The following is a 22,332-nucleotide window of genomic DNA, read 5'->3' as shown; positions in this document are numbered from 1 at the left end:
CGTGTGTATAGTCCTCGGCATGTCAGTTTCCCGATCCCTGCTGGGACTGCTCGACCTGGCCCCGCGGCACGGGTACGACCTCAAGCGCAGCTACGACGAGCTGTTCGGCAGCGGCCGGCAGCTCGCGTACGGCCAGGTCTACGCCACGCTGTCGCGCCTGCTGAAGAACGGATTGGTGAGTGTCGATGGGGTGCAGACAGGCGAAGGACCGGAGCGCAAGCGGTATGCGATCACGGACGCCGGCGTCACCGACCTCGAATCGTGGCTGCGCACCCCGGAGAAGCCGGCCGAGTACCTGCAGAACACCCTCTACACGAAGGTGGTGCTCGCCCTGATGAGCCATCGGTCCGCGGACGAGATCCTGGACACCCAGCGCCGGGAGCACCTGGTGAGCATGCGAGAACTGACCCGCCGCAAGGAGTCCGGCGATCTGGCCGACCAGATCATCTGCGACCACGCGCTGCTGCACCTGGAAGCGGACCTGCGCTGGCTGGAGCTGACGGCGTCACGGCTGACCGCACTGGGCGACGAGCTGCGGACCGAAGGGGTGGAGAAGTGAGCGAGATCCTGCTCGCAGCAACAGATGTGCACCGATCATTCGGGCCGACCGAGGCCCTGCGCGGGGCCGGCCTGACGGTCGAGGCCGGCGAGATCGTCTCGGTGATCGGGCCATCGGGATCGGGCAAGTCCACGCTGCTGCATTGCGCGGCCGGGATCCTGCCGGTCGATGCGGGCACCGTCACTTACCGCGGCGTCGACCTGGCCGGCCTGTCCGACCGGGAACGTTCGCGACTGCGCCTGCACGAGTTCGGGTTCGTCTTCCAGTTCGGCCGGCTGCTACCCGAGCTCAGCTGCCGCGACAACGTCGCCCTGCCGTTGCGGCTGGCCGGGACGGCGCGGCGGCCGGCTCGCGCGGCGGCCGAGGAATGGCTCGGCCGGCTGGACGTCGAGGGCGTGGCCGAGCAGCGACCGGGCGAGGTCTCGGGCGGCCAGGCTCAGCGGGTGGCCCTGGCCGCGGCCCTGGTCGGCGAACCGCGGGTGATCTTCGCCGACGAACCAACCGGCGCCCTCGATTCGTTGCAGGGCGAGGCGGTCATGCGCCTGCTCACCACCACGGTCCGGCACACCGGGGCCGCCCTGGTGCTGGTCACCCACGAGCCGCGGGTGGCCGCCTACGCCGACCGTGAGGTACTCGTCCGCGACGGGCGCACCGGCGAGACCCGGGCCGCCGCATGACCGCCCGCGCACCCGCCCGTCCGCCGGGGGCATCGACGGCGGCCCGGTCCCCGGGCTGGGCCGCGAACCTGCGGCTGGCCGTCACGTTGCTGACGGCCGCCGGCCGGACCGGCGGGCTGCGCTGGCTGCTGGTCACGGCCGGTCTGGCCCTGTGCACCCTGGTGCTGCTGCTGGCCGCCTCGATCGGCCCGGCCCTGAACAGCCGCGACGACCGAACGGCGGCGCTGTCACCGACCTCGGCCCCGATCGGCACGACCGACGCCACCCTGGATCCCGCGCTGCTCGAGCCGTCCTGGTTCCAGGCCACCGAGTCCAGCTCGGTCTACCGCGGGGAGCGGGTCCAGGTCACCGAGCTGGCCGCCGTCGATCCCGCCCGCGCGGCCGCACCGCCCGGAGTGGACATCTTCCCGCGGCCGGGCGAGGTCGTGGTCTCCCCCGCGCTGGCCGAGCTGCTGAGTGGACCGGATGGCGAGGGGTTCCGGTCCCGGCTCGGCAGCGACGCCGTCGTCGGCACCATCGCCGTCGACGGGCTGGTCGCCCCGGACGAGCTGCGGCTGTACCGGGGCGTCCGGTCCGACCCGACCGGCTGGGCGCCGTACCGGGTCGCGGACGGGTGGGGCGGCGGCTCCGTTCTCGCGACGGATCTGGGCGATGGCTCCGGGGCCAGTCTGGTCGCCGTGCTGCTCACGGCCGGAGTCACCATCGTGATCGTGCCGCTGCTGCTGTTCGTGGCGTTGATGTCCCGGGTGGGTTCGGTGGCCCGCGACCGCCGCGACGCCGGCCTGCGCCTGGTGGGGGCTACCGGCGGCCAGCTCCGGGTCATCGCCGTCGTCGAGACGGTCACCGCCGCGCTGGCCGGGCTGGGGGTGGGTGCCGCGGGCTTCCTGCTGACCCGCCAGGCGGCGCGCCTGCTCTCCGTCGGACCGGGCGGGTTCTTCCCCTCGGATCTGCGACCGGGCGCCGCGGCAGTGGTCACCATCGCCCTGGCCGTCCCGGTCCTGGCCGTCGGATCGGTGCTGGCCGGCCGCCGGCCCGACCCGCTCGGGGTGGTGCGGCAGCAAAGCCGGCCCCGGCCGGCCCGCCGCCTCGGATGGCGGCTGCTCGTCCCGGCGGCGGGCGCGCTGCTGCTGTGGGCCCTGCCGCAGTCCGACTACAACCTGCTGCCCACGCTGGGCGCCGGCATCGTCCTCCTGCTGGTCAGCGCGGCGGTGCTGCTGCCCTGGGTGCTCGAACGCCTGACCCGGGTGTTGCCCGACGGGCCGCCCGCCTGGCAGCTCGCGGTCGGCCGGCTGCGGCTCGACCCCGGCACGCCGGCCCGGGTGGTGGCCGGCCTATCGGTGGTGCTGGCCGGGGCGATCGCGTTGCAGCCGCTGCTGGCGGCCGGTGACCGGCTCGACGCGGACGGTCAGGTGGCCTACCAGGTGCAGGTGGCCGACGTCCCGACCGGCGAGCTGGACCGGGTCGTGGACGTGGTGCACGACCGGCTCGGGCCGGCCGCCGAGATCCGGGGCGGGGCGCTGGTCACCGGGACCGTCGTCACCGGCTCGGCCCCCGCGGGCGCCGGTCCGGCCACGAGTCCGTCGGACCCGTCGACGGCGACACCGTTCGTCAGCCTGCGACTGGCCCCGTGCGGGGCGCTCGGGGTCGCCTGCACCGACGGCATGGTCTTCGCGGCGGCCGACCCCGCGGAGCCCGTGCCGCCGCCCGGCTCCGTCCTGGCGATCTCGACGCCGGGCGCGGACGGCCGGTCGACCACGTTCGACTGGACGGTTCCGGAATCGACGGCTGCGATCAGCCTGCCGGACCGCTACGACGCCGCGTTGATCGTCACCCCGGGCGCGCTCGGCCCGGCCGTCGACGGCCTGCTGACCAGCAGCCCGGCCCGCTTCTCGGTGACCGGCGTCGAGGCTTCCACCGAGCAGGCGGACGGGTTGCGCGCCGACCTGGCCGATCTGGGCAGCCACGTCGAGATCCGGGCCGCGGGTGAACCGGCCGACCTCGGCCTGCGCAGCGTGCTCTCCCCCACCGCGCGGACCGGCCTGATCATCGGGGCCCTGCTCACCCTGGTCGTGGCGGTCGCCGGGCTCATCGTCACCGCCGTCGAGCAGGGCCAGCAGCGGCGCCGCCCGCTGACCCTGGCCGTCGCGGCCGGGGTGCCCCGCCGGGTGCTCGCCCGCTCGATGCTGGTCGGCGCGGTGCTACCGATCGCGGTCGGCGTGGTGCTCGCAGTGGCCAGCGCCTGGGTGCTCGTCCGCCTGCTCGGCCCCGTGCTCGGCGTGTCCATCGAGCTGGACTGGACCGTGGCCGCCGGCTACTCCGCTCTGGCCCTGGGCCTGGTCACCCTGATGGCCGGGATCGGCACACTGGCGTTGCCCGCCCTGACCCGTCCGACCGAGATGAGGACGGCATGACCGGGCCTTTCCCTACCGGCGTGAGAGCCCGCCGGATGCCGCGGACCGGCCGGCCGGCTGTCCTGGCCCTCGCACTGGCCGCGGTCGTCGGAGGGGGCGCGATCGCCTGCGCGGCGCCGGCCGGTCCGGCCGGTGCCGGCGCCCTGGCCGTGTCGTCGTCGCCCGCCACCGCCATCGCGTCCACCCCTACGCCCACCGAACCGAGTACCCAGAGCAGCCCGGCCGGCTCCGGTTCCGGAGCCGATTCCGGCGTCGCCTCGTCGTCCGACATCACCCCCGGAACCACCGTCACCCCGTCCGACCTGGGCGCGGCGACGTGCTTCTCGACCCCCGAACTGGACCGCTCGGACAACTCGATCGGCATCGCGTTCGGCTACAAGGAGGGCGAGAGCGCGGTGTCGAGCCCGGGCAACACCGTGTCGGTGGCCATGTTCGCCGACGCCTGCCATCAGTCCCTGGTGTCCCGCGGGGCGATCAAGGAGTCCGATCCGGTCGCGGCATGCGTGCTCGCCGACGGAACTGTCGGGGTGCTGCCTGGACAGGATGAGCTCTGCGCGACGCTCGACCTGCCTGTGGCCGAACGGGATGCATCGGCGCCCATCCCTCCGTGAGCCAACCGGGCATGAGCCCGCCAGTGATGCCCGGCGTCCGCACCGGACCCGTGCCGATCAGAACGGTGGCGGGTCGGGGTCTTTCGACGGCGGCTCGTCCGGGGTGTGGTCGGGTGGGGTTGTCCAGAGGCGGGTGGGCGGTCGGGTGTAGGTGCGACCAAGGGTGGTCGTCCAGCGGTATCCCTGGTCGGTCCGGGTCAGGTGGTAGCCGCCGCCGTCCTTGGCGCGGTGGTGGTGGGTGCACGCCGGGGCCAGGTTCGCTGCGCTGGTCGATCCGCCGGTGGCCTGTCCGGGGTGGAACGGCTCGGTGTGGTCGAGTTCGCAGCGGTGGGCGGGCTGCCGGCAGCCGGGCATGACGCAGCTCTGGTCCCGGACGAGGACGTGGTCGGCCAGCCCGGCCGGCGGTTCGTATGTGGTGCGCCCGTAGTCCAGCAACGTCCCGGACAACGGATCGCACACCAGGCGGCGGAGGGTGCCGTCGGCGGCGATCTGCCGGGCCTGGGCGGAGGTGATGGGCCCGTACCCGGCCAGCTGGGCGACCTCACCGGTCGGTGGCCCGTCGATCAGGGCGGTGATAGGCAGAGTCACCTGCACGTGCGGTCGGCGCCGTTGCCGGACCGGCAAATCTCGGCCCCGCCACACCCCGGTGTCCAGGACGTCGGCGCACAGGTCGACCAGCGCGTCGACCCTCCGGTTGTCCGCAGTGCGCTCGTCGTCCGGGGTGCGGGCGGCGTCGCTCATTGCGGTCAGCGCGGCGTGGATGGTCGCGATGTCCGGCAGGGTCGAGAACACCGTCATCGCGGCCATGCCGTCGGGCAGGTGTCGACGGGTGACGCCGCGACGTTCCCGCGCTTGTTCGTGCCGATCCTGGGCCCCCTGCGGATCCCGGCGGATCACTGCGGCCGCGATCAGGTCGTGTAGCTGCGGCATGGTGCTCGCCGGCAGATCGGACAGCACGTCCCGTTCCACCACAGCGGCCACCTCGTCCGGCACGTCTCCGGTGCCCTGCTGCACGGCCCGCGCCTTACGCTCGCTGATCTGCCCGGCGCGCAGAGCGGCGAATGTCGCCGGCAGCCGGGCGGTGAAGGCCTGCGCCTCGTCGAGCTTGTGGGACGCGGTCGTTTCCGCGACGCCGAGGGCCAGGGCGATCTCGGTGGGCAGGAATTCGCGCAGGCCGGGATAGCTGCCGGACAGTTCGGCCAGATCCGCGATCTGGCAGCCCTGCAGGTGGGCGATGACCCGTTCCCGGGCCCGGATGGAATCGACCAGCACGTTCGCCCACACCGACTCCCGGCCGGGGACGTCGAGGTCGTCCGCGGGGCGGGCCGGCCGGTGCTGCAGGAACCGGGCCAACGCCCCGCCCGCCGGCGTGGTGGTGATCCGGTGCCGGAACTCGGCCAGCTGCACCACCGCATCGTCGGTGGTCTGGGGTCGCAACAACTGATGGATAGTGAACTCCGGCGCCCACCCCGGCCCGTCCGACGGATGCCGCTCGGCCGTGCCGGGCGACCACAGCTCGCTCGACTGCGGCGGCGCGGGCGGGGTCGACCGCCACACGAGGGCTCGGTGCCCGTGTTGTCGCTCTGGCGCAAACATAGCTGATCATAGCACTTTAACGAACGTCTGTACAACATCTACGGCCACGCCTGCCCGGGTGCCGGTGACAGCGTGACCGACAGGGTCTGACGGTCCCGTCCAGGGCAATGACATTGCCCGGGCGCGGCGCCAGATTCTGGCTCGGAATGGGTCCGCGGGGCCGGCGCCGTCGTCGTCAGCCGCCGGCCCGGCCGTCCTGGATCCGGTGCGCCACCCACAACTGCCCGAACGTCCAGCAGTTGTTGGCCAGCCAGTAGAACAGGATGGCCAGCGGGAAGAACGGCCCGCCGATGACGACGAACAGCGGGAACAGGTAGAGGGCCAGCCGGTTCATCAGCACGGCCTGCGGATTCGCGGTCGCCGCGGTGGGGTTCAGCTGGGCCTGCCGGGCGACCGACCGGCGGCTGGCCAGGTGGGTGGCGATGCCGGCCATGATGGTCAGCGGGATCCCCCAGACGATGATCGCCGCCCGCACCCCGTCCATGAAGGCCAACTGGTCGGCCGGCATCGTCATGAACCCGACCAGCGGCGCCCCGCCGGGCAGCTTGGCGTTGCCCATCGAGACGACCTCGGCATGGTCGAAGAAATAGTTGCTGTCACGGTAGAACCAGGCGGTCGGGCCGCCCGGCCCGTCGTTGACCGGCTGGAACATGCGCAGCACGTGGAACAGGCCGACGAAGACCGGCGCCTGGATCAGCAGCGGCAGGCAGGACGCCAACGGGTTGACCCCGGCCTCCCGGTTGAGCTTCATCATCTCCTCGGAGAGTTTCTGCCGGTCGTCCTTGTACTTCTCCTGCAGCGCCCGCATCTGCGGCTGGATCGCCTGCATCTTGACCTGCGCGTCCAGCTGTTTCATGAACGGTTTGAACAGCAGAGCCCGGATGGTGAAGATCAGGAACACCACGCTGAGCACCCAGGTCAGGGCGGCGTCGGGGCCGAGGACGGCACCGAACACCTGGTGCCACACCCACATGATCCCGGAGATCGGGTAGTAGATGTAGTCCAGCGAGAAGAAGTTGAAGCTCACGCACCCCTCCAGTCCATGGGCGTTCACGACCGTGGCCGGCGGCCGGGTCGGTCAGGAACGGGTCCTGACGATCCGCGCCCGGCGCAGCCCGGCGACCACCGCGGCCAGGACCCCCAGCACGAGCAGCGGCAGCACCGCGCCGACGATCGGGTCGAGCGCGGCCAGCGCCACCGGAACCGCGAACCCGCTATAGGTCGCCAGATAGAACAGGCCGGTGAGACTGCCGCGGCTGGCCGGGGGCGCCCAGCGTTCCAGATCGAGCAGGCCGGCCCGGAGGCACAGTCCGTACCCGGTGCCCAACAGCAGGAACGCCCCCGCCACGAGCGGCAGGCCGGGCGACTCGCCGCCCACCGCGGCGAGCAGCAGCCCGGCGGACGCCGCCGCCGCGCCGGCGACGCCCGCGCCGGGACCGAGATTCCGGCGACGCGCAATCGCCTGCACCACCACCCCCGTGCCGAGGACGATCCCGGCCGCGATCCCGGCCAGCAACGGGCCGCCGTCGGACTCCGGCAGCCGGGACGGCAGGGTCACCACCCCGACCGTCGCCCCGGCGAACACCCACGGCGCGACCGGCAAGGCCCAGCCGAGCGCGGCCCGCGCGGACCGTCGCCGGACCGCGCCCGCGGGTGGCGGCGTCCCCGGGTGCACGGCGTGCGGCGGCGGATGGGGGGGCCGGCCGGGAACCGTCGCCGCGGCGACGACGGCGACCAGCGACAGCACCGCGCTGAGCACGAACGGCACCACCAGCGGGGCCGGGGCGAACGCGGCCAGGACGCCGGACACGACCGGGCCCGTCGCGAAGCCCAGGGTCAGGAACACCCCGGCCCGGGTGACGCCGACCGCGCCGCCCAGGTCCGCCGCCCAGGCCGTACCGGCGCTGAACGTCGCCCCGGCGCCGGCCCCGACGACCAGCCGGCCCACCACCAGTCCCGCCGGGTCGTGCCAGAGCAGCAGGAGGACCGTCCCGGCGGCGGCCAGCAGGGCCCCCGGAACGGCGACCGCGCGGCGTCCGAACCGGTCCGACGCCGACCCGCCGAGCAGCAGACCGGGCAGCAGACCCACCGCGTAGAGCCCATAGAGGCCCGCCACCAGCGACGCCGACAGGTTCTGGGCCGACCGCAGGACCGGCAGCAGCGCGGCGAAGTGATTGGCCGCCCATCCGGTGGTCATCAGCATGGCCAGCACCGCCGGCAGGCCCCGCGGGCGGGGTGCCCGGACGGGGACGGCGGGCTCGCTCGCCACGGCACTCCCTCCGGCGGGTCCGGTCCGACACGCTGTCGTGGCCCGCCCGCCGAGCCGGTGCGGGGCCGCGCTCAGGGTAGTCACCGGCCCGATCGCGGCCGGCACGCGTCCCGACCGCCCCAGCCGCCCCGGCCGCACCGGGAGCGGGCCGTCCGCCCGGCGCGACCCGGCCCAGGGAAGGGCAGAGCTCGCTCACCGGGCACGCGCCTTCACTCGACAACGCGCGACCGCCCCGAACACCTGCGACCACCACGCACACACCCCGCCCAGTGAAGGGCAGAGCCCGCGCACCGGGCACGCGCCTTCACTGGACAACGCGCGACCGCCCCGAACGCCTCCGAGCGAGCCGAACGGGCCGGCCGGAGCGAAGGGCGAACCCCCACACCGGCACCCGCCGGCGCTGGGTCCCGGAGTGCCCCGGGCGTCCGCGGGATCCGGCCGGACGGCCCCGGGCCGGCGGGACCTTCGGCCGTACCCGCCGCGCCGACCGGTCCCTAGGTTCGGCACAGGGAGGGCAGTCATGCGCTCCGGGATCGAGGAAGGCCTGCCATGCGCGCCCGCGACATCATGACCAGATCCGTTCTGTCGGTGCAGCCGTCGGTGCCGGTGGCCAAGGCCGCGGCCATCCTGGCCAAGCGGGGGTTCACCGCACTGCCGGTCACCGACGAGGCCGGCGATCTGGTCGGCATCGTCACCGAGGCGGATCTGATCGGCAACCGCTTCCCGGTGTCCGAGCAGGCGGCGGAGGCGGCCGCGGCGAACGGACCGGGGGCGACCGTGGGCGAGGTCATGACGGCGCCCGTGGTCGGCGTCAGCCACGACACCGACGTCTCGGTCGTGGCCCGGGAGATGCTCACCGGCCGGCGGCGCAGCCTGCCGATCGTCGACGGGAACCGGTTGGTCGGTGTCGTCACCCGCCGGGACATCGTGCGGGCCCTGGCCCGCACCGACGAGGAGGTCGCCGCCGACGTCCGGGCCAAGCTCGGGGTCATCGGCGGCCTGAGCCGCTGGTCGGTCCAGGTCGGCAATGGCGAGGTGGTGCTGGTCGATCGCTACCGGGAGGCGTCGGACCGGGCGGTCGCGCAGGCGCTGGTCGAATCGGTCCCCGGCGTCATCACGGTGTCGGTGCTGGCCGCTCCGGCGACCGTCTGACCATTTCCCGGCCATCGCCACGCGCCATTCCCGGCCGGCGCGACGGATGGCATTCCGGGTGGCCCGACGCCATTCCCACCTGGCCGGGCGATGACCCATACCTGTTCTCCGGTAATACTTTCCGACATATCGGCGTGTCGTTCCGCGCGCCCTGACCGGATCCCGGTCATAGGCTCGAACCATCACCACCAATCGTCGATGAAATGAGCGGTTCATGACACAACAATTGACCCGGCGACCGACGATGCGGACCGCGGACCCCGGATTGATCGGTCTGCTCGGCTTCGTGATCGCCACCCTGACGGCGCAGTTGGAGCACCTGGGGGTGCAGGAGGTCGCCCCGGTCTTCTGGGTGGGCGCCGCCTTCGGCGGCGTCGTCCAGGTGACGGCCGGGATGCTGTCCTACTTCAACGGCGACAACTTCCACTTCATCGTCTACAACGCCTTCGGGTGGTACTGGATCGTCGTCCCCGGCTTCCTGCTCGGCGAGGAGATCGGCTTCTTCCAGGTGACGGGAACCGCCCGCGGCGTCTTCGCCCTCGTCTTCGCCGTCCTGGCCCTGGCCTTCGCACCGGCCGGCGCGGTGCACAACACCGTGCTGCCGGTCACCCTGCTGTGCGTCGCCCTCGGGCTGGGGCTGCAGTCGGTTGCCGCCTTCGCCGGCTCGCACGGCATGGGAACCACCGGCGCCTACGTCCTGCTGATCGCCTCCGCGCTGGCGGCGTACATGCTCATCGAGAAGTTCTACTGGCTCACCATGGGACGGCACGTCCTGCCCCTCGGCGCACCCTGGATCGCGGGGTCGGACGACCGGGAACCCTGACCCCGGGGCACTCCTGGACACCCTTGAAGACCGCTGTATCGCGATATATCGTCGACCTATCGCGACCGATCTTCAGGAGGCGTCGATGACCACATCCGACTGCGGGGCCGCCGGCCCGTGGGACATTCCAGGCCTGCTGCGCCGGGCCCTGATGGATTCCGGACTGGGCGGCCCGGGCGGGGGCCCGTTCGGTCCCCCGGGCGCCCGACCCGGTCCGCCACCCGGGGGCCGGGCGCGGCCCCGCGGCGGACCCTGGGGCGGCGGCCGGAAGTGGGACTGGGGTCCGGGCAGCTGGGACCCGTGGAGCGGCGGGCCCGGCCCGCGAGGCAGCCAGCGCCACCAGCGCGGCCGGGCCGGCCGCGGCGACGTCCGCTCGGCGGTGCTGGCCCTGCTGGCCGAGCAACCGATGCACGGGTACCAGATCATCCAGGAGATCGAGCGGCGCAGCCACGGGGCCTGGAAGCCCAGCCCGGGGTCGGTCTACCCGACCCTGCAGCAGCTGGAGGACGAGGGCCTGGTCCGCGCGGCGGAGCAGGACGGGCGCCGCGTGTACCGGCTGACCGACGACGGCCGGCGGATCACCGCCGAGAAGGCCGATGAGTACGCCGGCATGTGGGACGCCTTCGCCCCGCAGGCGGACGACACCCAGCTCGGCGACCTGGTGTTCCAGGTCGGCGCCGCGTTCGTGCACGTCATGCGGACCGGAACGGACGAGCAGATCGCGCAGGCGCGCACGGTCCTGGCGCGCACCCGCACCGACCTGTACCGGATCCTCGGTCAGGACGGTCAGGACGGCCAGGACGACGGAGAGGGCGGCCAGGACCGCCCGACCGAGGACGGCGGCGCATCATGAGCGAGGTCGGGCGGCCGGGTCCGGCCCCGCGGATGCGCGCGGGCACCACGGACCGGCAGGCGGCCGTCGACCGGCTCACCACGCACTTCGCCGACGGCCGGCTGGACGCCGCCGAGTTCGACCAGCGGGTGGCCGCCGCCTACGCCAGCACCTACCTCGACGAGCTGACGCCGCTGTTCGCCGACCTCCCGCAGACCCGGCCGGGCCACCCGTCCTGGGCGGCTCCGGCCGGGTCGTTCGGGCCGGCGCGGCCGGACCCGTTCTCCGGCGGTCGGGGTGACGGCCGGTGGAACGGGCGGCGCACCGGCCCGCCGCCCCACGTGCGGCTCGCGCTGATCGTGCTGCTGGTCTTCACGGTGATCTGGTCGATCGGGGCGGTCGGTCACGGCTTCTTCCCGTTCCCGCTGCTGTGGTTGGTGATCGTGCTGCTGATGGTCGGCCGGATGCGGCACCGCCGCTGGTCGGGCCCCGGCCGCCGGTGATCGACCGGGTCCTCCCCGCTGCCCGGCCGGGGCGGATCCCGTCCCTGCCCCGCCAGTAGGCTGGGCCGATGACCGTCGAGCCGGACACCAAGGACTGGACCTGGGTCATCGACAAGCGTTGTCCGGAATGCGGTTTCGATGCGTCCGCGATCCCGCTGGCCGCACTGCCCGACCTGCTCCGGGCGAACGCGTCGGCCTGGAGGGCCGTCCTGGTCCGGCCCACCGTCCGCGCCCGCCCGGGGCCGGGAACCTGGTCGCCGCTGGAATACGGGTGCCATGTGCGGGACGCCTGCCGGATCTTCGCCGAACGGCTCGCCCTGATGCTGGCGCAGGACGACCCGCCCTTCGCCAACTGGGACCAGGACGCCACCGCGGTCGAGCAGGACTACGCCGCCCAGGATCCCGACCGGGTGGCCGCCGACCTGCAGGCCAACGCCGGCGAGATCGCGGACGCGTTCGCGGCGGTCCGCGCGGACCAGTGGGAGCGCACCGGCCGGCGCTCGAACGGCTCGGTCTTCACCGTGGCCACGCTCGCGCGGTACTTCGCGCACGATCCGGTGCATCACCTGCACGACGTCGGCGGCTGAGGACCGGCCGGCCATGCCCACCGCCCGACTCGCCCGGCCGCCCGCCGCGCGCGTGCACCTGATCCTGATGCTGGCGCTCACGTTCTCCACCGGCATCGTGGACGCGGTCGGCTACCTGGGCCTGGACAAGGTGTTCGCCGGCAACATGACCGGCAACGTGGTGATCCTGGGTATGGCCGCCGCCGGGGCCGACGACCTGCCGCTGCTGGGGCCGGCGATCGCGCTGCTGGGCTTCCTGGCCGGCGCCCTGGTGGGCGGGCGGGTCGTCCGGCCGGTGGCGGGCGGCCGGTGGTCCCGCCGGATCGGGGCCGTCTTCGCCCTGGTCGGGGCGATCCTGGCCGGGCTGGCCGGGGCGTTGTTCGTGATCGGCCGGGCCCCGGACGGACCTCCGCTGCTGGTGATCGTGGCGTTCCTGTCGGTCGCGATGGGCCTGCAGGCGGCGACGGCGCGCCATCTGGCGGTCAAGGACATCACCACCGTGGTCGTGACGTCGTTGATCACCGGCCTGGCCGCGGACGCGGCGGTCAGCGGGGCCGCACAGCCGTGGCCACGCCGGGTGCTGGCCCTGGTGCTGCTCACCGCGGGCGCGCTGGTCGGCGCCCTGACGCTGCGCTGGCATCCCGGCCTCGGCCTCGGCCTGGCCGCCGGACTCACCCTGGCGGTCGCCGCCCTCGGCACGCTGGCCTGGTCGGCCCGGGAGTCGACCCCGACCGGAAGGTGATCCCGCCCGCGCGATCAGCCCGGCCGCGGCCGGGACAGGGCGGGCCAGGTGCGTCGGCGCGGCCGACCGCGAGGGCGCTCAGCGCAGGTACAGGCCGGCCGGGATGTTGTGGTCACCGCGGCGGGCGACCCGCGAGGAACGATCCCCGCCGTAGCGGATGTCGCAATTGCGGCACCACGGGACGGAGGCCTCGTCGTCCGAGCGCGGGGCAGCCAGATACGGGGCGTGGGAGGCGGCGGCCGCACCACACCGCGGGCACGCCTGGAACAGCTTCATGATCTCGTCTCTCGTCTGCAAAGGTGAGCGGGACCGCTGTCCCTGTCCGGTCCCAGCGGTTCACCACCGACGGATCTGACGGCCATTCATCATGCCTCAAACGTCCCCGTGAGGGAAATCACTGATCCGGTTTCCCATGCCGTTCACACGTCCGGACCCGGCGGAGAACACTGGGAGGTGGCGGACCAGCACGGCAACGGCGACGCACGCGGGCCCACCGGGTGGTGCGGTGCGACCGGATCGTGCGCGCGCCGTCCCGGCCCGACCTGCTGGCGCCCCGTCCCGCCCGTCCGCAGAGGGAAGAAGGCACTGGCATGAGCGGCTCGCCGCGATCGGCCGACCGGCACTCCGGGATCGAACTCATGGAGGAGCTCCTGGAACTGCGGCACGCCGGCACGAGCGTCGAGCAGATCGCCGAGCGCTACGGCACCACCCCCGGCTACGTCGTCGCCCTGACCGACCTGTTCGAGGTCTCGCTGGAGCGCAGCGCGCCCTGAGCGGCGGAGTCCGCGTTCAGGTCCCGGCGAGCGCGGCCACCAGGAAGCCCACGGACCGGTCCACCAGCGCATCAACGTCGGCATGACCGGCGAAGATGTGGTCGGCCCCGTCGACCGGGACCAGCTCGGCGGGCGCGCCCACCGCCCGCAGGGCGGCGGCCAGGGCCGCGGACTGCGCGAACGGCACCAAGCGGTCGGCCGTGCCGTGCAGCACCAGGAACGGCGGGGCGCCCGGCCGCACCTGCCGGACCGGCGCGGCGTCGTCATGGGTGGCCGGGTCGGCGCCGGCCAGCAGCAGGTCCTGCGGGAGATCCGCCAGCTGCATCGACGCCGCGGCCGCGGGCGAGAGCCGCGGCAGCGCGTCCGGGTCGGTCACCCCGTACCAGTCGACCACCGCGTCGACCGTCCCGGCGCGGCCGGGCATGCCGACCGCACCCTCCAGGTCGGGGCGGTCCGCGGTCAGCGCGAGCAGGGCCGCGAGATGCCCGCCGGCCGACTCGCCCCAGGCCCCGACCCGGGTCGCGTCCACCCCGAACTCGGCCGCGTAGGCGCGCAGGTAGCGCAGCGCGGCCTTGACGTCGTGCAGCTGGGCCGGGAACGGCGCCTCCCGGGCATGCCGGTAGTCGACCGTCGCGACCGCCAGGCCGGCCCCGACCAGGGCGTGGAAAAGCTGGTCGGGACGCAAGGTCTCGGGCAGGTACCGGCGGTCCCCGGAGAGCCAGGCCCCGCCGTGGATCCACACGACCAGGGACGGCGGGGACGCGGCCGGCGGCACCCACACGTCCAGTTGCAGCGGGCGGTAGCCGGAGATCAGGGCGTAGCTGACGCCGGCGAAGATCCGGGTGCCGTCCGCGCGGGTCACCGGCACCACCGGGGGGCGGCACGGCAGCGGCACCGCCGGCTGGGCCTGGTCGGACACGAACCCACCTCCGGGACGATCGGCTCCGGGCGGAGCGCCTGCCCGGCAGCATGCCACCCGATTCGCGCTCCGGCGTCCGGGGAACCCCGCTGACCATGACCACCTCCGAACCGGCCGCCGCCGGCCCCGAACCCGAGGTGCCGGCCGAGAACGTCGACCGCCGGGCCGACCTGCTCCCCGAGGAGGCCGCGGTCGGCAGCGACGACCCGCGCGCCCAGGCCGAGGCGATCCTGCTGGAGTCCGAGGAACGGGTCGCGGACCCGCGGGCGGGCCACTGATCCGGGCGGTTCGTCCGGCGGTCCCGGGCGGGGTCAGTCCGGTCCGGTGAGCGTCGCCCACGCCTTCGGCGTGAGCCGGGACCGCTCCGTCCGGCGGTAGATCTCGGCCGGGCGACCGAAGTCCGTGCCGTACTCCCCCGTCGACTCCAGGTTCGGCACCACCAGCCGGCGGAAGGTGTCCTTCATCAGGGGCCGTTCGAACACCGCCTCGTACAGCTTGCGGAGCCGGAACACTGTGAACCGGTCGCCCAGCAGGCCGGCGGGGTCCAGTTCGGTCGCGTAATCGCGGCGCAGCCGATCGACCGCCAGCCGGACGATCTCGGCGTGGTCGAACATGAGCCGGCCGGCGGCCCGGCCACCCACGATCGGCAGCAGCCTGACCGTCGCGGGCAGGTCGTCGACCGGAACGGCCGCGCTGTGCCCGACCGACAGCACCCAGCCCCGGTCGTCGCGGTCCAACCGGTCGAACACGTGCAACTGGGTGAACGGCACCCGGCGCAGGCCCGCCTTGTCGGCCAGCGCCCGCGCGGCCGCGTCGGCCAGCACCTCCCCCTTGTGCAGGAAGGTGCCGGGCAGCGCCGCCCCACCCCGGGCGTGCTCGACCACGACGACCTGCAGCCGGTCCGACCGGATGGTCAGGACGGCCACGTCGACGGCGACCGACGGCCGGGCGAATTCGTTCAGGGAGAGGTGTCCACCCACCAGCGCACGATAGCGCGACCCTGCGCATTGAGGCCGGACGATCGACCCGGCCGTCCGACCGGAGGCGGCTCCGCAGAGGCACCGTAGGCTGACCCGACGGGATCCAACGACGCCCCGGATAGCTAGTATCGCGATAATCGTTATCGTTCGACGCGACCGATCCATCCGAAGGAGTCGTTCATGGTGACCGGGCATCTTGCGGCACGCGCCGCCGGCCTTTTGATCAGCGGTGTCGCCGGTGCCGCCGTCGTCGACCGGCTCAAGCGACCGGCGACCGGCGCCGCGGTCAAGCGGGCCGCCGTCTCGGTCACCGCGCTCACCCTGCGCGGTAAGCGCCGGCTCGAATCCGGCGCGGAGAACCTGCGACTGACCGCCGGCGACGTGGTCGCCGAGGCGCGGGAGAAGATCGGCGAGCAGGCCCCGCCCCCGGCCCAGCCCGCGCAGGCGCACGATCACGACCACTGACGCCGTGGCCCGCACCCCCGCAGCCGCGGGCACGGCCGCGCCGCGGCGCCGGACCCCCCGAACCGCCCCGTCCGGGTCGGCCGCCGGCCCGGTCACCGTCGACGGCGGTGTCGTCGATGCCGGTCTCGTCGATGCCGGTCTCGTCGATGCCGGTGTCGTCGATGCCGGGGTCGTCGATGCCGGGGTCGTCGATGCCGGTGTCGTCGTCACGGTTCCGGACCCGGACGGCAGCGGTGCGGACCGGGCCAGCCGGCGGGCGACCGCCGACGCGCACATGGCCGCCCACGCCGTGGCGCCGGACCCGGTGACGGCCGCGGGCCGCGGCCCGTCCCGTCGACCCTCCGGAGGACCCCGGCCGGCCTCCGACGTCGCGCCCGACCCCACCGACCCCACCGACCCCGCCGACCCCGCCGCGGAGGCCGACGACGATCCCGGCCCCGACGCGGTCACCGTCTCCGACGCCGCGGGCCGGTGGCGGGTGCGCGTCCCCGGCCTGCGGGGATCCGCGGCCCGGGCGGTCGCCCTCGAGGACGCGGTCGACCACGTCTCCGGAGTGCTGGCCGTGCACGCCTTCCCGCGGACCGGCGCGGTGCTGATCTGGTACCGGCCGGGGCATCTGGACCACGCCGCCGCGCGGCGGGCGATGGGCCGGGCCCTGCGCACCGATCCGCGGGCCGCGGTCGAGCGGGCCCCGCGGTCGGCCGACGTCACCTCGGGCGACATCGTCCGGATGGTCGTCGGCGGCGCCGCGCTCGTGCTGCTCGGCGGGAGGCGCTACCTGCTGCGGCGCCCGCCGGTCCTCGGCCCCGGGGGCCGCCTGGTGGCCAGCGGCGTCACGATCTTCACCGGGTACCCGTTCCTGCGCGGGGCGGTCGCCGCCCTCCGCGGCCGGCGGACCGCGGGCACCGACGCGTTGGTCTCGGCGGCGACGATCGCCTCGCTCGTGCTGCGCGAGAACGTCGTCGCCCTCACCGTGCTGTGGCTGCTCAACATCGGCGAGTACCTGCAGGACCTGACCCTGCGCCGGACGCGCCGGGCCATCGCCGATCTCATCTCCGGTGCGGCCGACACCGCCTGGGTGCACCTGGGTAACGGGGTCGAGCAACAGGTTCCGGTGTCGGCCCTGCAGCTCGGCGACGAGGTGGTCGTGCACGAGCACGTCGCCCTCCCGGTGGACGGCCGGATCGTCGACGGCGAGGGCATTCTCGACCAGTCGGCGATCACCGGCGAGAACCTGCCGGTCACCGTGCGGCCGGGCGCCGACGTGCACGCCGGCAGCGTGCTGCTCCGCGGCCGCATCGTGGTCCGCGCCACCGCCGTCGGGTCGGACACCGCGGTCGGGCGGATCATCCAGCGGGTCGAGCAGGCGCAGCAGGACCGCGCGCCGATCCAGACCGTGGGCGAGAACTTCTCGCGCCGGTTCGTCCCCCTGTCCTTCGGCCTGGCCGCCGCCACCCTGGTCCTGACCCGGGACGTCCGCCGGGCCATGACGATGTTGCTCGTCGCCTGCCCGTGCGCGGTGGGCCTGTCCACGCCGACCGCCATCAGCGCGGCCATCGGCAACGGCGCCCGCCGCGGCATCCTGATCAAGGGCGGCTCGCATCTGGAAGCGGCCGGGCGGGTCGACGCGGTCGTCTTCGACAAGACCGGCACCCTGACCACCGGCCGCCCGGTGGTCACCAACGTGATCGCGCTGGCCCGGGACTGGGAGCCCGAGCAGGTGCTCGCCTACGCCGCCAGCTCCGAGGTGCATTCGCGACATCCTCTGGCCCAGGCCGTGATCCGATCCACCGAGGAACGGCGGATCGAGATTCCGCCGCACGAACAGTGCGAGGTGCTGCTCGGGCTGGGCATGCGCACCCGGGCCGACGGGCGGACCCTGCTGCTCGGCCGGCCGGAGTTCCTGCGGTCGGAGAAGGTCCGCATCTCGGCCAAGGCCCGGCAGTGGGTGGACCGGCTCCGCGGTGCCGCCGAGACGCCGTTGCTGCTGGCGGTCGACGGCCGGCTGGTCGGGTTGGTCAGCCTGCGCGACGAGGTCCGGCCCGAGGCGCGGGCCGTGGTCGACGCGCTCCGGGCCGACGGGGTCCGGCGGATCGTCATGCTCACCGGGGACCATCCGGTGACCGCGGCGGTCGTCGCGCAGGAACTCGGGATCGACGAGTGGCGCGCCGAGGTGCTCCCCGAGGACAAGCAGGATGCCATCGCCGCCCTCCGCAACGAGGGGCATCTGGTCGCGATGGTCGGTGACGGCACGAACGACGCCCCGGCCCTGGCGCTGGCCGACATCGGCATCGCCATGGGCATTTCCGGCACCGACGTGGCCGTGGAGACGGCCGACGTCGCCCTGGCCGGTGACGACCTGCGGCGGCTGCTGGAGCTGCGCCGGCTGGCCCGGCACAGCATCGGGTTGATCCGGCAGAACTACGGCATGTCGATCGCGGTCAACGCGGCCGGGCTGGCCATCGGGGCCGGCGGGGCGCTGTCGCCCGTCCTGGCCGCCGTCCTGCACAACGTCTCGTCGGTGGCGGTCGTCGGCAACAGCGCCCGCCTCACCCGCTATCAGCTGCCACGGGCGGCCCGGTCGCGGGAGCGCGATGCCGGCTGAGCCCATGGTCCCGGGCACCCGGCGAGCAGGGGGGCGTTCGGGCCACCTGTCGACCCGGCGCCGACGGTCCGGAGCTCGATGAGGAGAGCGCCGGTGTGGCCGCCGACGACCGGGCTGGGAACGTGATCGCCGTGATCGACACGGACCCGCCGCCCGACGCCGACGCCCTGGACGGCGTTCCGGGCGCCAAATCACCTGGCCTGACCTGGCGAAGCCCCGAGGAGAGCGATCACTGGCGGGTCCTGGCGGTCCTGGACCGGTGGTGGGCGGGCTTCGGTGGGACGGCCGGCTCGCGGGAACGGAGCGTGCTCCTGCCCCGTCTGTCCTTCCAGCACTTCTCGGGCACGAGCTGGCTGGTGGAGCAGGACGACGCCGCCGGCGCCGGCGCCCATCGGGTCTCGTGCATCACCAGTCCCGGCAACGCCGGCTCCATCGCGTTCCATCAGCGGCTCGGATTCGACGTGCTCCCCGGCGCGAGCCGGGCCCGCGGGGTGTCCGTTCATCCGGACGACGACGGCCCGGGGCTCGATCGTGTGCTGTTCAGCCGCACCCTCGAGTAGGTCGCCGTTCCGCTCGACGAGTCGCGCCCGCGGCGCCGGCCCGGCGACCGCCTGCCGGGCCGGGCCCGGAACGGACCGTCGTCCGTCCCGGGCAGGGCCGGGCGCAGCCCGCGAGGTGGGCCGGCGCTCCAGGCTGTCGCGCACCCGCCGGGGACCTCAGCGGTCGCCGAGCCAGTCGTCCAGACCGTCGGTGGTGGGCCGGGCCCCGGCCAGCTCGGCGTCGGTCATCAGCATCCGGGCGAAGCCGGCGGCCACCGCGGAGCGGTCGTCGTCCACCCCGGTGAACACCAGCCGGGTGCTCGGGCTGGCCACCCGCCACCGGCCCCCGTCCCCGATGGACAGCTGGCGGCCCGCCGCGTCCCACACCCCGAAACGGCCGGGCCGGGTGGTCAGGTGGAATCGTCCCCGGGAACGGACCCGGCGGCCGGCCAGCTCGTCCAGCCCCTCCAGGAACCGCCCCGGGTGCACCGGGCGCGGGCTCATCAGATCCAGGCTCCAGACCCCGTGCGCGTCCGGCGCCTCGGGCGCCCGGACCAGGCACGGATCCATCCGGGCCTCGGCGTGCCGGGGCGAGTGCCGGGGCGCGAACACCTGCGCGACCCGGGTGTTGAACAAGGCCGACCGCATCGTCCGCCGGCCCCGCAGATGGTCGGCCAGCGTCAAGCCGACCGGGTCCGAGCCGGTGGTCAGGACGAGGTCCGCGTGCTCGAGCTGCGCCGCCACCGCCTCCCCGACCGAGCGCCGGTCGTCGGCCGACAGCGCCAGGTCGCGGTCGGCGAGCAGGGCGTCACCCATCAGGTCGTCCTCGACCTGGTCGGCGTCGACCACACAGACGACGGAGGCCAGCTGGACGCCGTCGACCGCACCCCCGGCGCACAGCGGACGGGCTGCGGTGAGCGACTGCGCGGAGACTGGCAGCGCCCAGACGATCCGCTCCCACCGGCCGGACCCGACCATCGTGTCCAGCGCGGGGAGCGAGTCCTCCCGGACGGCGCAGCCGAGGCAGGCGTGCTCCAGCCGCTGGGTGACGTCCTCGTGGACCCCGGCCTCGTCGCTGATCACCCGGCGGATCGTGCCGGTCGCCGGGTCGAGGTCCTGACGCAGCACGCCGGTGCCGGGCAGGTCGGTGAGCAGGGACAGCAGCGCGGACTCGCGCAGCACGGGGTCGACGGTCGACAGGATCACCACGGGAAGCATGGACCCGATGCTAATCGAGAATTATTCTCGATAGCAAGCCGGCGCGGCGCCGGGACCGATGGGACCCGGTGAGCCCCGGCGGCTCCGGTCACCGCACGGTCCGGCCCGGTTCGGATCCGGCCCCCGTCCGGGCCGGTCACCGGTCGCCTGGACGGGTGGCACCGATCACCGGCGGTCAATATCGCCGCATTCTCCGAAACCGGTACGAGTGGTCTTGTTTGTGCCGGGGATATTCACGACGTATTTTCGAATTGCCTGCCGATTCCGGGGTGTTGCATCGCGCGGTACGGATGCGGCGCTGCGTTGGCGGCGGTGTCGCCGGAGGGGAGGTGCCGAGGATGTCCGTCGACCACGACGCTGCCCGCGGGCGCCGACTCCTGCTTCGAGGCGTCGTCGTCGCCGGGCTGGCCGCAGGCGCCTGGCTGCTCGGCTCGGCCGCGTCCGCCACCGAGGGCGAGCCGCCCACCATCGTCGGCGCGGTCGCGTCCGCCGGGTCCTCGGCCAGCGGTCCGGCCGGTGACGCCCTCGCTCCGGTGGTCACGATCGTCGAACCGGTGGCCGCCTCGGTGAGCGAACCGGGGGAAGCGGCCCTCGAACCCGCCGCGGAGGCGGTTCAGGTGGTGCCGGCCCTCGATCCGGTCATGGAGCCGGTTGTCGATGCCGTCGAGCCGGTCGTCCAACCCGTCACGGACCCCATCGAGCCGGTCATCGAACCCGTCACGGACGCCGTCGAACCCGCCATCCACCCCGTGACGGACGCCGTCGAACCGATCGTGGAACCCGTCACCCGGGCCGTGCCGCCCGTGACCGACGTGGTCGAACCGATCACCGAGGCCGTCACTCCCACCCACTCAGTGCCGGTCCCGGCCCCGGCCCCGGTCCCGGTCCCGGTCCCGGTCCCGGTCACTGGCCCGGTCGCGCCGGAAGGCGCCCCCCAGCCCTCGTGGGCGGGCGAGGCCGGTCCCGTCACCCTCGATCCGGCGGCACGGTCGCCCCACCCGGCGGCGACGTCCCCGGACCGGTCGTCGATCCTGAGCCGGCTGTCGGCCCGTGACCCCATCCCGGACATCGTCCCGACGGCGTCCGCAGTCGGACCGTCCACCGGAACCCGGGTCATCGATCCGTCCGGTTCGCGGTTCCCGCAGCCGGCCGTCCCCGTCGTTGCCGCCCTCGGCGGCCCGGGCTGCGGCGCCAACGTCACCGGTGGGGCCGGTGGCGGGCCCGGCGGCGGGGTCCAGGTGAACCCGTGTTCGTGGCCGTTCCTGGCCACCGAGGCCGCTGACGCCGCCGCCGGCGGCCGGTCCATCGGCCCGCGCCAGCGGCCGCACGAGACCACGATCTCGCCCGACTGAGCCCATCCCGCTCTTGCGGAGCGCCCTGCCGCCGGCAGGAGGCAACCCGCCGTTCTCTGGTTCCGGTTTGACGGCCACCGGCCGTCCCGGCGAATTCCGCGGCGCCCGAACAATGGCGCGATACGCACAAGAACGCAATTCTTTCGACAATGGGATGGACATGAACAATTGGTGGAAGCGAGGGCTGATCGTCGCCGCCCTCGGAACAGGACTCTTCGTGGGCGGGGCGTGCCTCGCCGCGGCCGAGGGTGCGGATGACGACGGCCTGCTGTCGGTCCCGGTCCAGGTGAGCGACGTCTCGGTCCGGGTACTCGACGCCGCCGCGGATTCACCCGCGGCCCCTCCCGCTGAGCCGGCGGGCGCCGCCCTGGCCTCGATTCCGGTGCAGGTCAGCGGGGTTGATGTCCTCATCCTCGGCGGCCCGGACGGTGCGGCCGGCGCGACACCGACGGACCCGGACCCGCAGCCGGCCGTGGTCGCGGCCCCCGTTCAGGTCGACGACGTGTCCGTCGACGTGCTCGCAGACGACACCGCAGCCCCGGATGCCGAGATTTCGACCGGCCTCGGGTCGACCGGTGACGACGGCTCGGTGGGGCTGGTCTCGGCCCCGGTGGAGGTGTCGGACGTGCAGGTGGCCGTGCACGGGGACGATCCGGCGACCCCCGAACCGTCGTCGGACGAGCCCGCCGCGCCCCACGATCCGGCGGGTGATCCTGCCAGTGACTCCGACGGTGCAGCGG

The 22,332-nt window shown here is 74.1% G+C and carries 23 protein-coding genes and 1 pseudogene; 17 read left to right on the top strand and 7 right to left on the bottom strand.

Annotated features, from left to right (window positions below):
* The first annotated feature begins 19 nt into the window (after positions 1-19).
* The 4 genes from ACOJUF_RS05255 to ACOJUF_RS05240 are packed head-to-tail and all read left to right on the top strand — an operon-like array spanning position 20 to position 4,258.
* A complete protein-coding gene (locus ACOJUF_RS05255; RefSeq protein ID WP_420120811.1) occupies positions 20-559 on the top strand; it encodes a PadR family transcriptional regulator in 540 nt (179 codons plus the stop codon).
* Positions 556-1,236, top strand: a complete 681-nt coding sequence (locus ACOJUF_RS05250; protein ID WP_420120810.1) for an ABC transporter ATP-binding protein — start codon at positions 556-558, stop codon at positions 1,234-1,236. Before ACOJUF_RS05255 ends, ACOJUF_RS05250 begins: the two co-directional genes overlap by 4 nt.
* Complete coding sequence (locus ACOJUF_RS05245) at positions 1,233-3,647, top strand: hypothetical protein (RefSeq protein WP_420120809.1); 2,415 nt, start codon at positions 1,233-1,235, stop codon at positions 3,645-3,647. The genes ACOJUF_RS05250 and ACOJUF_RS05245 overlap by 4 nt, the downstream gene beginning before the upstream one ends.
* A 20-nt stretch (positions 3,648-3,667) precedes the next feature.
* Positions 3,668-4,258, top strand: a complete 591-nt coding sequence (locus tag ACOJUF_RS05240) for a hypothetical protein (RefSeq protein WP_420120808.1) — start codon at positions 3,668-3,670, stop codon at positions 4,256-4,258.
* A 57-nt stretch (positions 4,259-4,315) separates the two neighbouring features.
* Here ACOJUF_RS05240 and ACOJUF_RS05235 read toward each other — a convergent pair whose 3' ends face one another.
* From ACOJUF_RS05235 to ACOJUF_RS05225, 3 genes are all read right to left on the bottom strand, one after another.
* Entirely contained in the window at positions 4,316-5,698 is a 1,383-nt protein-coding gene (locus ACOJUF_RS05235; RefSeq protein WP_420120807.1) for a DUF222 domain-containing protein, read from the bottom strand.
* A gap of 331 nt (positions 5,699-6,029) precedes the next feature.
* Positions 6,030-6,881 carry a membrane protein insertase YidC gene (yidC, locus tag ACOJUF_RS05230; RefSeq protein ID WP_420120806.1) on the bottom strand — a complete coding sequence of 284 codons (852 nt, stop codon included), beginning with the start codon at positions 6,879-6,881 and terminating at the stop codon, positions 6,030-6,032.
* 51 nt (positions 6,882-6,932) lie between these two features.
* The gene (locus ACOJUF_RS05225; protein WP_420120805.1) at positions 6,933-8,123 is read right to left on the bottom strand and encodes an MFS transporter; all 1,191 of its coding nucleotides are present in this window, start codon (positions 8,121-8,123) and stop codon (positions 6,933-6,935) included.
* A gap of 567 nt (positions 8,124-8,690) precedes the next feature.
* Here ACOJUF_RS05225 and ACOJUF_RS05220 point away from each other — a divergent pair.
* From ACOJUF_RS05220 to ACOJUF_RS05195, 6 genes are all read left to right on the top strand, one after another.
* On the top strand, positions 8,691-9,275 hold the full coding sequence (locus tag ACOJUF_RS05220) for an HPP family protein (RefSeq protein ID WP_420120804.1): 585 nt from the start codon (positions 8,691-8,693) through the stop codon (positions 9,273-9,275).
* A gap of 214 nt (positions 9,276-9,489) precedes the next feature.
* Positions 9,490-10,098 carry an acetate uptake transporter family protein gene (locus ACOJUF_RS05215; protein WP_420120803.1) on the top strand — a complete coding sequence of 203 codons (609 nt, stop codon included), beginning with the start codon at positions 9,490-9,492 and terminating at the stop codon, positions 10,096-10,098.
* An 85-nt stretch (positions 10,099-10,183) separates the two neighbouring features.
* On the top strand, positions 10,184-10,951 hold the full coding sequence (locus tag ACOJUF_RS05210) for a PadR family transcriptional regulator (protein WP_420120802.1): 768 nt from the start codon (positions 10,184-10,186) through the stop codon (positions 10,949-10,951).
* Positions 10,948-11,433 carry a DUF1707 SHOCT-like domain-containing protein gene (locus ACOJUF_RS05205; RefSeq protein WP_420120801.1) on the top strand — a complete coding sequence of 162 codons (486 nt, stop codon included), beginning with the start codon at positions 10,948-10,950 and terminating at the stop codon, positions 11,431-11,433. Before ACOJUF_RS05210 ends, ACOJUF_RS05205 begins: the two co-directional genes overlap by 4 nt.
* Positions 11,434-11,501: 68 nt before the next feature.
* On the top strand, positions 11,502-12,020 hold the full coding sequence (locus ACOJUF_RS05200) for a DinB family protein (RefSeq protein ID WP_420120800.1): 519 nt from the start codon (positions 11,502-11,504) through the stop codon (positions 12,018-12,020).
* Between the two features lie 13 nt (positions 12,021-12,033).
* The gene (locus tag ACOJUF_RS05195; RefSeq protein WP_420120799.1) at positions 12,034-12,741 is read left to right on the top strand and encodes a YoaK family protein; all 708 of its coding nucleotides are present in this window, start codon (positions 12,034-12,036) and stop codon (positions 12,739-12,741) included.
* 78 nt (positions 12,742-12,819) lie between these two features.
* Here ACOJUF_RS05195 and ACOJUF_RS05190 read toward each other — a convergent pair whose 3' ends face one another.
* Positions 12,820-13,017: a hypothetical protein gene (locus ACOJUF_RS05190; protein WP_420120798.1), complete on the bottom strand. Its 198-nt coding sequence runs from the start codon at positions 13,015-13,017 to the stop codon at positions 12,820-12,822.
* A gap of 314 nt (positions 13,018-13,331) precedes the next feature.
* On the opposite strand from ACOJUF_RS05190, the gene ACOJUF_RS05185 reads away from it, so the two are divergent.
* Positions 13,332-13,514: a helix-turn-helix domain-containing protein gene (locus tag ACOJUF_RS05185; protein WP_420120797.1), complete on the top strand. Its 183-nt coding sequence runs from the start codon at positions 13,332-13,334 to the stop codon at positions 13,512-13,514.
* Positions 13,515-13,530: 16 nt separating this feature from the next.
* Here ACOJUF_RS05185 and ACOJUF_RS05180 read toward each other — a convergent pair whose 3' ends face one another.
* A complete protein-coding gene (locus tag ACOJUF_RS05180) occupies positions 13,531-14,433 on the bottom strand; it encodes an alpha/beta hydrolase fold domain-containing protein (RefSeq protein ID WP_420120796.1) in 903 nt (300 codons plus the stop codon).
* Between the two features lie 95 nt (positions 14,434-14,528).
* On the opposite strand from ACOJUF_RS05180, the gene ACOJUF_RS05175 reads away from it, so the two are divergent.
* Positions 14,529-14,711 (top strand): hypothetical protein, encoded by a 183-nt coding sequence (locus ACOJUF_RS05175; protein WP_420120795.1) that lies wholly within the window; start codon positions 14,529-14,531, stop codon positions 14,709-14,711.
* Between the two features lie 33 nt (positions 14,712-14,744).
* Here the strand turns inward: ACOJUF_RS05175 and ACOJUF_RS05170 are convergent, their stop codons facing one another.
* Positions 14,745-15,413, bottom strand: a complete 669-nt coding sequence (locus ACOJUF_RS05170; RefSeq protein WP_420120794.1) for an NrtR DNA-binding winged helix domain-containing protein — start codon at positions 15,411-15,413, stop codon at positions 14,745-14,747.
* A gap of 180 nt (positions 15,414-15,593) precedes the next feature.
* Between ACOJUF_RS05170 and ACOJUF_RS05165 the strand changes: the two genes are divergently transcribed.
* The 3 genes from ACOJUF_RS05165 (at position 15,594) to ACOJUF_RS05155 (ending at position 19,043) form a co-directional block, all read left to right on the top strand.
* Positions 15,594-15,878, top strand: coding sequence for a DUF1490 family protein (locus ACOJUF_RS05165; RefSeq protein WP_420120793.1), 285 nt, complete (start codon positions 15,594-15,596; stop codon positions 15,876-15,878).
* Between the two features lie 4 nt (positions 15,879-15,882).
* Entirely contained in the window at positions 15,883-18,483 is a 2,601-nt protein-coding gene (locus tag ACOJUF_RS05160; RefSeq protein WP_420120792.1) for a heavy metal translocating P-type ATPase, read from the top strand.
* A 131-nt stretch (positions 18,484-18,614) separates the two neighbouring features.
* Positions 18,615-19,043: a hypothetical protein gene (locus ACOJUF_RS05155; RefSeq protein WP_420120791.1), complete on the top strand. Its 429-nt coding sequence runs from the start codon at positions 18,615-18,617 to the stop codon at positions 19,041-19,043.
* Between the two features lie 156 nt (positions 19,044-19,199).
* Here ACOJUF_RS05155 and ACOJUF_RS05150 read toward each other — a convergent pair whose 3' ends face one another.
* The gene (locus tag ACOJUF_RS05150; protein ID WP_420120790.1) at positions 19,200-20,240 is read right to left on the bottom strand and encodes a CobW family GTP-binding protein; all 1,041 of its coding nucleotides are present in this window, start codon (positions 20,238-20,240) and stop codon (positions 19,200-19,202) included.
* 338 nt (positions 20,241-20,578) lie between these two features.
* On the opposite strand from ACOJUF_RS05150, the gene ACOJUF_RS05145 reads away from it, so the two are divergent.
* Entirely contained in the window at positions 20,579-21,592 is a 1,014-nt protein-coding gene (locus tag ACOJUF_RS05145; RefSeq protein WP_420120789.1) for a hypothetical protein, read from the top strand.
* 160 nt (positions 21,593-21,752) lie between these two features.
* A pseudogene (locus ACOJUF_RS05140) lies at positions 21,753-22,332 on the top strand (hypothetical protein); the annotation flags it as partial.

This window comes from Nakamurella sp. (assembly GCF_048594475.1).
GTDB lineage: Bacteria > Actinomycetota > Actinomycetes > Mycobacteriales > Nakamurellaceae > Nakamurella.
This window is presented reverse-complemented; position numbering and strand designations above follow the sequence as displayed.